At 73.9% G+C, this 9934-nt stretch carries 11 protein-coding genes; 6 read left to right on the top strand and 5 right to left on the bottom strand.

Features of this window, described 5'->3' with window-relative positions:
- Together LG396_RS36910 and LG396_RS36905 are read right to left on the bottom strand one after the other, a co-directional pair.
- Positions 1-320: hypothetical protein (locus LG396_RS36910; protein WP_225798045.1), on the bottom strand; the 320-nt coding region annotated here is incomplete at its 3' end.
- 6 nt (positions 321-326) lie between these two features.
- Positions 327-962, bottom strand: a complete 636-nt coding sequence (locus LG396_RS36905; RefSeq protein ID WP_018837771.1) for an ATP-dependent Clp protease proteolytic subunit — start codon at positions 960-962, stop codon at positions 327-329.
- 82 nt (positions 963-1044) lie between these two features.
- Between LG396_RS36905 and LG396_RS36900 the strand changes: the two genes are divergently transcribed.
- Positions 1045-1353 (top strand): type II toxin-antitoxin system Phd/YefM family antitoxin, encoded by a 309-nt coding sequence (locus LG396_RS36900; RefSeq protein ID WP_018853061.1) that lies wholly within the window; start codon positions 1045-1047, stop codon positions 1351-1353.
- 32 nt (positions 1354-1385) lie between these two features.
- Here LG396_RS36900 and LG396_RS36895 read toward each other — a convergent pair whose 3' ends face one another.
- Positions 1386-1982 carry a TetR/AcrR family transcriptional regulator gene (locus tag LG396_RS36895; protein WP_225798044.1) on the bottom strand — a complete coding sequence of 199 codons (597 nt, stop codon included), beginning with the start codon at positions 1980-1982 and terminating at the stop codon, positions 1386-1388.
- A gap of 94 nt (positions 1983-2076) precedes the next feature.
- Here LG396_RS36895 and LG396_RS36890 point away from each other — a divergent pair, with 94 nt between their 5' ends.
- The 5 genes from LG396_RS36890 (at position 2077) to LG396_RS36870 (ending at position 8178) form a co-directional block, all read left to right on the top strand.
- The gene (locus LG396_RS36890) at positions 2077-3120 is read left to right on the top strand and encodes an NAD(P)-dependent alcohol dehydrogenase (protein ID WP_225798043.1); all 1044 of its coding nucleotides are present in this window, start codon (positions 2077-2079) and stop codon (positions 3118-3120) included.
- Between the two features lie 120 nt (positions 3121-3240).
- Positions 3241-3768: a cupin domain-containing protein gene (locus tag LG396_RS36885; RefSeq protein ID WP_225798042.1), complete on the top strand. Its 528-nt coding sequence runs from the start codon at positions 3241-3243 to the stop codon at positions 3766-3768.
- Positions 3769-3960: 192 nt separating this feature from the next.
- Positions 3961-6198, top strand: a complete 2238-nt coding sequence (locus tag LG396_RS36880) for an MMPL family transporter (protein ID WP_225798041.1) — start codon at positions 3961-3963, stop codon at positions 6196-6198.
- Positions 6199-6205: 7 nt separating this feature from the next.
- Positions 6206-7489 (top strand): sensor histidine kinase, encoded by a 1284-nt coding sequence (locus LG396_RS36875; RefSeq protein WP_225798040.1) that lies wholly within the window; start codon positions 6206-6208, stop codon positions 7487-7489.
- Entirely contained in the window at positions 7486-8178 is a 693-nt protein-coding gene (locus tag LG396_RS36870; RefSeq protein ID WP_037741282.1) for a response regulator transcription factor, read from the top strand. The genes LG396_RS36875 and LG396_RS36870 overlap by 4 nt, the downstream gene beginning before the upstream one ends.
- Positions 8179-8256: 78 nt before the next feature.
- On the opposite strand, the gene LG396_RS36865 is transcribed toward LG396_RS36870, so the two are convergent.
- A complete protein-coding gene (locus LG396_RS36865) occupies positions 8257-9198 on the bottom strand; it encodes a TIGR02452 family protein (protein WP_225798039.1) in 942 nt (313 codons plus the stop codon).
- Positions 9199-9226: 28 nt separating this feature from the next.
- Positions 9227-9934 carry a lysophospholipid acyltransferase family protein gene (locus LG396_RS36860; RefSeq protein ID WP_018837762.1) on the bottom strand — a complete coding sequence of 236 codons (708 nt, stop codon included), beginning with the start codon at positions 9932-9934 and terminating at the stop codon, positions 9227-9229.

Here is a 9934-nt window from a genome sequence, read left to right as displayed (position 1 = left end):
GGCGCCCCGTCGGGCTCCCGCGGGCCCGGTGGCACCGCCACCAGCCGGGTGCGGCGCTCGCCGTCGAGCACCCGCAGGGCCCGCGCCATCGTCGCCGCGTGGATCCGGGTCTCGCGCCGCTCGTGCATCAGCGCCAGCGCGTCGCGCAGCCCGACCGCGGTGCGCACGAGCGCCTGCGCGGCACGCAGTCCCGCGTACGTGTCAGCGCCGCGCGCCGGGTTGATGCGGCCCAACTGGTCGACGGCGGCGAGATAGCGGTCGATCACCTCCGCCTCCGCGCGCGTCAGCGCGGGCAGCGGCGGCAGTTCGGGTGGCAGCACGGTCCGTCACCTCCCGTAGCGCGGCGTGCCCGTACCCTTGCGGCTCTCGGTCATCCGGTCGGCCAGCCCGTATGCGATGGCCTCCCCGGCGTCGAGGATCTTGTCGCGCTCGATGTCCTCGCGGACCTGCTCGACGGGCGTCCCCGAGTGCTTGGCGAGCAGCTCCTCCAGCAGCGCGCGGTGCCGCAGCAGCTCCCGCGCGTGGATCTCCAGGTCGCTCGCCTGCCCCCGCAGCGGCTCGGCGAACGACGGCTGGTGGATGAGCACCCGCGCCCCGGGGAGCACGAACCGCTTGCCGGGGGTGCCCGCGGCCAGCAGCACGGCGGCGGCGGAGGCGGCCTGGCCGAGACAGACGGTCTCGATGTCGCTGGTGACGAACTGCATCGTGTCGTAGATCGCGGTCATCGCCGTGAACGAGCCGCCGGGCGAGTTGATGTACAGCGAGATGTCCTGGTCGGGCGCGGCGTGCTCCAGGTGCATGAGCTGGGCCATCACGTCGTTCGCCGACGTGTCGTCGATCTGCGTGCCGAGGAAGACGATCCGCTCCTCCAGCAGCTTCGAGTACGGATCCTGCGTGCGCACCCCGTTGCTCGTCCGCTCGGTGAATTCCGGCAGCACGTAGCGCGCCCTGGGGCTGTCCATGGCCGTCGGCACCTCTCCCTCTCTCGGCTTGGTGGTCCTCAGTGCAAAATGTACAGGACGTACATCCGGTTATGCTGGGAGCATGGCGTACGAAATTCCGGTGACGCAAGCGCGCGCAGAACTGGCCGACCTGATCAACCGCGTCGTCTACGGCGGCGAGCGGGTCGTGGTCACGCGCCACGGCCGGCCCCTCGTGGCCCTCGTCTCCGCCGCCGACCTGGAGAAACTCGACCAGTTGGAGAATCCGCCGGCCGAGGAGCAGGTGATCACCACCGTCTCCGGCGTCCACTCCGCCCGCCCCGCCGGATCCGCCACGGGCGAACGGCGCTTCGGCATCGCCGCCGAACACCGCGCCCCCGACACGCGTGCGAGCGGCGAGGGTCCGGCCTGACGGAGCCCTGAGGAACCGGCTGGGGCTGCTGCTCAGACCCCCGGGTCCGGGGCCACGGCGCGTTGTACGCAGTCGCGGAGCAGGGCGCGCCGCTGGTCGTGGACGTCCGCGGGCTCCTCGGCGGAGGCGGCGTAGACGTTGCTCACCGGCGACCAGGCCATGGACATGGCGATGACCACGGCCATCAGGTCGAAGGGGTCCCCCTGCCTGATGCGCCCGGCGGCCTGGGCCTCCGCGATGGCGCGGAGCTTGTGGTCGTCGTAGCGGTCGTGGTCCGCCACGAGGTTCCCGGTCGGGCGCCGTTCCAGGCGCGCCCAGGTCGCGAGCCGGATCAGATCCGGGCGGGTGAGGTACTCGTCGTAGAGGCGCACCGCCCAGTCGGCGAGGTCCGCGGCGTCGATGGGGACGACGTTGGTGATCCGCTCCAGCGAGGCGAAGAAGATCGCGTCGAAGAGCGCGTCCTTGTTGCCGAAGTAGCCGTAGAGCTGCGCCTTGTTGGTGCGGGCGGCGGCGACGATCCGCTCGATGCGGGCGCCGGCGATGCCGTGCCGGGCGAACTCCTCGGTGGCGGCGTCGACGATGCGCTGGTACGTCGCGGCTCCGCGGCTGCTGGACGGCTGCTCGGGCATGCCCCGAACCTTACAGACCGACTCGTCTGTTTGCATCGCCGCGCCCGTGCGCCTACCGTCAAACAGACCGAACAGTCTGTCTGAGGAGATGGTGATGCGCCCTACGGTCGGATGGCGCGCGGACAGCGCGACGCGGACCCTGCGCCGCGCGGCGCTGGAGCGCCGGGACCTGCGCCCGGACGACCTCGCGGTACGCGTCGAGTACTGCGGCGTCTGCCACACGGACCTCCACGCGCTGCAGGCGCACGAGAGCGACGCTGACGGCGTGCTCGTCCCCGGGCACGAGTTCACCGGCGTGGTCACCGAGGTCGGCAGCGAGGTCTCCGGCTTCTCCCCGGGAGCCCCGGTGGCCGTCGGCAACATCGTCGACTCGTGCCGCAGTTGCCGCATGTGCCGGGCCGGCCAGGAGAACTTCTGCCGTGAGTTCCCGACGCTCACCTACGGCGGGGCCGACCGGCAGGACGGGACGACCACGCTGGGCGGGTACTCCCGGGAGTACGTCGTGAGCCACCGGTTCGCGTACCACCTCCCCGCGGGCCTCGACGCGGCCGCCGCTGCGCCCCTGCTCTGCGCCGGGGTCACCGTCTGGGAGCCGTTGCGGGCGCTCGGGGTGGGTCCGGGCAGCACCGTCGCCGTGGCCGGACTGGGCGGCCTGGGGCACCTCGCGGTCAAGATGGCGACCGCGCTCGGCGCCACGACCTCCGTCGTCAGCCGGACCCCGGAGAAGGCCGGCGAAGCGCGCGGCCTGGGCGCGCGGGGATTCGTCGTGTCCACCGACTCCGCGCAGATGGAAGCGGTCCGCGACCGGTTCGACGTGGTCGTCGACACCATCTCCGCGCCGCACGATCCGGCCCCGTACCTGCGGATGACCGCGATGGACGGCACCCTCAGCCGCCTCGGCCACCTCGGCCCCGTCACCGTGGACGCCATGGACCTGCTCATCGGCCGCAAGAAGCTCAGCTCCGCCGGGAGCGGCGGCCGCCCGTCCACCGCCGCCATGCTGCGCTTCTGCGCCGAACACGGCATCGCCGCGGACATCGAACTGCTGCCGTCGTCCCAGGTGAACACCGCGCTCGAACGCCTGGAACGCAACGACGTCCGCCACCGGTTCGTGCTCGACATGTCCGACCTGGACTGACCGGCGGTCTAGGTCCGTGGACCCCGGACCTAGGGCGGCCGGGGATCATCCGGTTGCCCGATGCCGCGCGGGCGGCGTCCGGGACAGGATGCGGGTGGACCTGCAAGAAGGAGCACACCCATGTCGTACCCGGAAGACCTCGTCTACCCCGAGCCCCGCTACCACGGTGACAGGGGCGAGGTGAACGCGACGTTCCGGCCGGCGGACGGCCCGCCGGACCTCACCTCGCCCGGCGGCTTCACCCGCTACCTCGCCACGGGGGAGTCGACGGGCGGTGAGTTCGGGCTGTACGACGTGCAGCTGGGCCCGCGCTCGCCCGGCGCCAAGACGCACTTCCACAAGGCGATGTCGGAGTCCTTCTACGTGATCTCCGGCGAGCTGGAGCTGTACGACGGCGACCGCTGGGTGACGGGAGGCAGCGGGGACTTCCTGTACGTGCCCGTCGGCGGGCTGCACGCCTTCAGGAACGCCACCGACGACCCCGTCCGCGTGCTCATGCTCTTCGCCCCGGGCGCGCCGCGCGAGGAGTACTTCGAGCGGGTGGCGGAGATGTCGCAGCGCGGCGGCGAGGAGCTGAAGGAGTTCCGCGTCCGGCACGACAGCTTCTTCGTGGAGGACTTCGAGGAGGGGGCGGGCGGAGCGGGGTAGCCGGCCCGGGACGGCCCGGGGCCCGGCGGTGCGTGGTGCGCAGGCACCAGAAGGACACGCCGCCTGGTCCGGGTGCACCAGACGAAGACGGTCACGGCGGACGATGTCCCGCCGGGCGCCGCCCGGGAGTGTGGAAAGAGCGCGGGATGCCCGCGCTCTTCCCTTCCTAGCGGTGTCTGGAGTGATCGAGAAGTGGCGACTTTGCTCTACCGGATCGGGCGGTGGGCCTTCCGGCGGCGCCGGCTCGTCGGCGGTACGTGGCTGGCCGCCCTGGTGCTGGCCGGGGTCGCCGCCGCGGTGGCGCCGGCCGGGGAGGAAGAGGACCTCTCCATGCCCGGCACCGAGTCGCAGGAGGCGTTCGACCTGCTCGACGAGCGCTTCCCCGAGAACAACGCCCAGGGGGCCGAGGCCCGCCTGGTGTTCCAGGCCCCGGACGGGCAGCGGGTGACGGCGCGGGAGCACAGGGCGGCCGTCGCGGACGCGCTCGACTCGCTGGCCGGCGGCGACCAGGTCGCGTCGGCCTCCGACCCGTACGAGGGCGGCGACGTCAGCGACGACGGCACCATCGCGTACTCCACGATCACCTACACCGCCGACGCCGTGGACCTGACCGGGCCGACGAAGAGCGCCCTGGAGGGCGCCGCGGACCAGGCCAGGGACGCGGGGCTGACCGTGGAGATCGGCGGCTCCGCCCTGGACGCGGAGGAGGAGCCGGGCGGGACGACGGAGATCGTCGGCGTGGCCGTGGCCGCCGTGGTATTGGTCCTCGCCCTCGGCTCGCTCGTCGCCGCCGGGCTGTCCCTGCTGACCGCCTTCGCGGGCGTCGCCATTGCCTTCGGCCTGGTCTCCGCGCTGGCCGTACCGCTCGGCCTGACGTCGACCGTCGCCATCCTGGCGCTGATGCTCGGGCTCGCGGTCGGCATCGACTACGCGCTCTTCATCACCTCCCGGTTCCGCGACGAACTCGCCCGCGGCAGCGAGCCGGAGGAGGCCGCGGGCCGGGCCGTCGGCACGGCCGGGTCCGCCGTGGTCTTCGCCGGCGCGACCGTCTTCATCGCCCTGGTGGGTCTGGGCGTCGTCGGGATCCCCGAGCTGACCAAGATGGGCATGGGCGGCGCGGGCGCCGTGGCCCTGGCCGTGCTCGTCGCGCTCACCCTGGTCCCCGCGATGCTCGGCTTCGCCGGCCGGCGGGTGCTGTCCCGGGCCGCCCGCAAGGCCGCCCGGCGGGCCGGGGAGCGCCCGCACGCGGTGCCCGGCGCCTCCGGCCGCCCCGGTCTCGGCGTCCGCTGGGCGCGGTTCGTCCTGCGGCGCCCCGTGGCCGTGCTGCTGGCCGCCGGACTCGGCCTCGGCGCCGTGGCCGTACCGGCGCTGGGCCTCGAACTCGGGCTGCCGGGAGACGAGTCCAAGTCGGTCGAGACCACCCAGCGGCGGGCCTACGACCTGCTGTCGGAGGGCTTCGGCCCGGGCTTCAACGGCCCGTTGACCGTGGTGGTGGACACCACGGAGTCCGCCGACGCCGAGGCCGCCACCGCATCGGTCGCCGCGACCGTACGGGACCTGGACGGCGTGGCGTCGGTCGGCGACCCCGTGCTCGACGAGGCCGGTGGGACGGCCGTCTTCACGGCGGTCCCGGAGACCGCGCCGAACAGCGGCGAGACCAAGGACCTCGTCAACTCGATCCGGGACGAGGCCGCCGGCGTCGAGGCCGACACGGGCGCCGGTGTCCTGGTCACCGGCACCACCGCGATGAACATCGACATCTCCGAAGCCATGTCGGACGCCCTGCTGCCGTATCTGACCGTGGTCATCGGCCTGGCGGTGCTGCTGCTGACGGTGGTGTTCCGCTCGGTCCTGGTGCCGCTCAAGGCCGCCCTCGGCTTCCTGCTGTCGGTCGGCGCCGCCTTCGGCGTCCTCGTCGCCGTCTTCCAGTGGGGCTGGGGAGCCGACCTGCTGGGCATCGAGCAGACCGGGCCCGTGATGTCGCTGATGCCGATCCTCATCATCGGCATCGTGTTCGGCCTCGCCATGGACTACGAGGTCTTCCTCCTCACCCGGATGCGGGAGGCCTACGCCCACGGCGCGTCCCCCGGCGAGGCGATCGTCCAGGGGTTCCGGCACAGCGGCCGGGTGGTGGCCGCCGCGGCGATCATCATGATCAGCGTGTTCGCCGGGTTCATCGGGATGAGCAGCCCGACCATCCAGACGATGGGCGTGGGCCTGGCCGCCGCCGTCGCTTTCGACGCCTTCGTGGTCCGGATGGCGATCGTGCCCGCGGTGCTGGCACTGCTCGGCCGCCGGGCCTGGTGGCTGCCTCGTATCCTGAACCGTGTGCTGCCGAACGTGGACATCGAGGGCGAGGCGCTGACCGGGCGGGCGCCCGCGGGCGGGCCCGGCACGACGGTGTCGCGGCTCCCGGCCGGCCGGTACTGACCCGGCCATGGCGAACCCGGGCGACGGCGGCCGGCGGCCGCGCCGTACGCGGTGGCGGGAGGCGGCGGTCACGGCGACCGCGTTCACGCTCTGCCTGCTCGGCGGCGTGGTGCAGGTCGACGACACGCTGGCACCGCCGCCCCCCGCCGCCTACCTGATCGCCGCGGTGTCCTGTGCCGTGCTGCCCGTACGGCACAGGGCGCCCCTGGCCGCCCTGGCGGCCACCACCGCGGCCGGCGTGCTGGTGCCCCCGCTGGGGCTGCTGCTGAGCCCGCCCATCATGGCGCCCGCCGTGATCGCCGCCTATGCGTACGCGCTGCACGCCCGCAGCGAGCGGCGGGCGGCGGCCGTGGTGTCGCTCGCCGCCGCGGCGCTGCTGCTCGCCGCCACCCCCTGGTTCGAGGACATGTCGTGGCAGGACGCGAGCCGGATGGGGTCGGTGGCCGCGTTCCCGCTGGTGGCCGGAGTGCTCGGGTACTCGGCGCACAACCGGCGGGCCTATCTGGCGGCCGTCGAGGAGCGGGCCATGCGGGCGGAGAAGAGCCGGGAGAGCGAGGCGCGCCGCCGGGTGGGCGAGGAACGGCTGCGCATCGCCCGCGAGTTGCACGACCTGGTCGCCCACCAGATCACCCTGGCCAACGCGCAGGCCACGGTCGCCGCCCACCTCTTCGACTCCCGCCCCGAACAGACCCGCAAGAGCCTCACGGAGCTGGTCAGGACGACCAGCGACGCGCTCGACGACCTGCGCGCCACGGTCGGGCTGCTGCGCCAGTCCGGGGACACGGCCGAGCCCGCGGAGCCGGCGCCCGGGCTGTCCCGGCTGCCCACGCTGCTGGAGTCCTTCGGCCGCGCGGGCCTCAGGGTCTCGCTGGAGGAGGAGGGCACGGCGAGGCAACTGCCGCCGGGGGTGGACCTCACCGCGTACCGCATCGTCCAGGAGGCCCTGACCAACGTGACCAAGCACGCCGGCACCGGCAGCGCGCGGGTGCGCCTCGTCTGGAACCGCGACACCCTCACCCTCACCGTCGCGGACGACGGCGGCGGCGCCCGTACTCGACCGGCGGGCACCGGGTCGGAGCGCGCGCCCGGCTACGGTCTGATCGGGATGCGCGAACGCGCCACCGCGGTCGGCGGCCGCCTGACCGCGGGCAGCCGCCCCGAGGGCGGCTTCCTCGTCTCCACCGAACTGCCCCTCCCGGCCGCCAGGGACAGGGCGCACGGCGCGGGCGACGGCGGCGGTGCGGAGGGCGAGGAGACGGCGAAGACGGAAGGGACGGGGGAGGAGCAGTGACGCTACGGGTGCTGCTCGCCGACGACCAGGCACTGCTGCGTAGTGCGTTCCGGATGCTCCTCGACACCGCCGACGACATCACCGTGGTCGGCGAGGCCGAGGACGGCAGGGAGGCGGTGCGCCTCACCCGCGAACTGCGCCCGGACGTCGTGGTCATGGACATCCGCATGCCCGAGGTCGACGGCCTCGCCGCCACGGCGGAGATCGCCGCCGACCCGGAGCTGCGGGGCAGCCGCATTCTGATCCTCACCACGTACGAGACCGACGAGTACGTCGCGCAGGCGCTGCGCGCCGGGGCCGGCGGCTTCATCGGCAAGGGCATCGGGGCCGGGGAACTGGTCGAGGCGGTCCGTACGATCGCGGCGGGCGACACCCTGCTGTCGCCCGCCGCGACCCGCTCGCTGGTCGCCCGGTTCCTCGCCACCCCGGACGACGCCCCGCGCCACCACCCCGAACGGCTCGCCGTGCTCACCCCGCGCGAACGCGAGATGGTGGCGCTGGTCGCCACCGGCCTGTCCAACCAGGAGATCGCCGAGCGGATGTTCCTCAGCCCGTTCACCGTCCGGGCCCACGTGCAGCGCGCGATGACGAAGCTGGAGGCCCGCGACCGGGCGCAGCTCGTCGTCATCGCGTACCGCACGGGGCTGGTGCACGCCGCCCCGGACGGTGACGGCGACCGCCCGTCGTGAACTCCACGGCGGGGCGGTGAACCCCGGCAGCGCCCCGGCGTCCACGCACCACGGCTCCGGGCGGCACTGCTGCGCCGGTCAGCCGGTGGCGAACGCCGCCTCGAACGCCGCCCGGTTCGCCGATACCCGCTGCCGGTCCCACACGGCGAACACCAGCCGGGGGAACCGCCCGGCGAAGCGCCCGCCGGGCTCCAGGTGCGTACGGAACACCGCCGCCACCTGCGCCGGGTCGTTGCGGAACACCCCGCAGCCCCAGGCACCCAGCACCAGCGCCGTCACCTCTGCGAGCGCCGCCACCTCCAGCACCCGTCGCGCGCGCTCCGTGAGCGCGGCGGGGATCCGGTCCGTGTCGGCCGGCGTGCGCTGGGCGATGACGCCCGCGTTGGGGGCGGCGGAGGTGAGGAAGTCGACGGCGTACGGCTCGGCGAGGAGCGCGCCCGCGTCGTCGCGGAACACCGGGACGGCGGGGGAGTGGATGACGCGGTGGGTGTAGAAGGGGCTGCGGTCTGCGCGGTGGGCGGCGTAGAACTCCGGGGCGCGCAGCAGAGTGGGGTAGAGCGCGGAGGCCCGGCACAGCTCCTCCTCCTGCGCCCGGGCGCCGTTGACGTAGCCGCCGCCGGGGTTGCGTGCGGAGGAGAAGTTGAGCACGCCGACGCGCGCGGCCCCGTCGGCGGCGAGCCGCCGGGCGGCGGCGAGGGAGGTCTCCGCGGTGACCTCGGCCGGCGTGCCCCCCGGCGCGGGCGCGGGGGTGCTGTGGGCGCCGGCGACCGGCCCAGGCCCGTACATCCGCGTGCCGTCCGCGGCCCGTGCGGCCGCCTCACCGAGGGGCACCCACCCGCCTCCGGCGGCGTACCCGCCGTCGGCGATGATCCGCTCGTTGTCCCGCGCCACCTGGCGCAGCCGCGCGCTCACCGGGCACCGCCCAGGCCGGTCCGTGCCGTGCCGCGGGCCACCGCGGCGGCGTGCCGTGCCGTGCTCGTCATGGCAGGACCGTACGCACCGGGGGCGGGCCGCCACCACCGGGTTTCCGGGCGGCGGGCGGCGCGGCTCAGGCCGCGGCCGGCGGGTTCTTCTTCGCGGCCTCCTGCTCGGCCTTGACCTCCTGCGCGTAGCGGTCGACGTACTCCTGGCCCGACATGGTGAGGATCGCGTACATGATCTCGTCGGTGACGGCACGCAGCACGGCCTTGTGGTCCTCCATCCCCTCGTACCGGGAGAACTCCAGCGGCTCGCCGAAGCGGATCGTGACCCGGCCGAGGCTGGGGATCTTCTGCCCGGGCGGCTGGACCTCGCGGGTGCCGAGCATCGCGCACGGGATGACGGGCACGCCCGCCTTCAGTGCCATCGCCGCGACCCCGACCCGGCCCTTGTACAGCCGGCCGTCGTGCGACCGCGTGCCCTCCGGGTAGATGCCCAGCAACTCGCCCTTGGCCAGCACGCCGAGGCCCTCCTCGATAGCCGCCTGCGCCGCCTTGCGGCCCCGGCGGTCGACGGGGATCTGGCCGATGCTGTGGAAGAAGCCGGCCGTCAGCCGCCCCTTGAGGCCGGGGCCGTTGAAGTACTCGGCCTTGGCGAGGAAGGTGATGCGCCGCTTCAGCATCACGGGCATGAGGAAGTGGTCGGCGAACGACAGGTGGTTGCCCGCGACGATCGCCGCCCCCTCCTCCGGAATGTGCTCCAGGCCCTCGATACGCGGCCGGAACAGCGGCCGCAGCAGCGGCCCGAAGAACAAGTACTTCAGCAGGTGGTAGAACAC

The organism is Streptomyces aculeolatus, from assembly GCF_020400605.1.
Taxonomy (GTDB): Bacteria; Actinomycetota; Actinomycetes; order Streptomycetales; family Streptomycetaceae; genus Streptomyces; species Streptomyces aculeolatus.
Note: the sequence above shows the minus strand (reverse complement) of the source record. Positions and strands in the feature narration are given on the sequence as shown.

Coding starts and splice junctions, on each gene's coding strand:
- LG396_RS36885 (WP_225798042.1), top strand. CDS start 3,241: ATGTCGTACCCGGAAGACCTCGTCTACCCCGAGCCCCGCTACCACGGT.
- LG396_RS36905 (WP_018837771.1), bottom strand. CDS start 962: ATGGACAGCCCCAGGGCGCGCTACGTGCTGCCGGAATTCACCGAGCGG.
- LG396_RS36895 (WP_225798044.1), bottom strand. CDS start 1,982: ATGCCCGAGCAGCCGTCCAGCAGCCGCGGAGCCGCGACGTACCAGCGC.
- LG396_RS36890 (WP_225798043.1), top strand. CDS start 2,077: ATGCGCCCTACGGTCGGATGGCGCGCGGACAGCGCGACGCGGACCCTG.
- LG396_RS36900 (WP_018853061.1), top strand. CDS start 1,045: ATGGCGTACGAAATTCCGGTGACGCAAGCGCGCGCAGAACTGGCCGAC.
- LG396_RS36875 (WP_225798040.1), top strand. CDS start 6,206: ATGGCGAACCCGGGCGACGGCGGCCGGCGGCCGCGCCGTACGCGGTGG.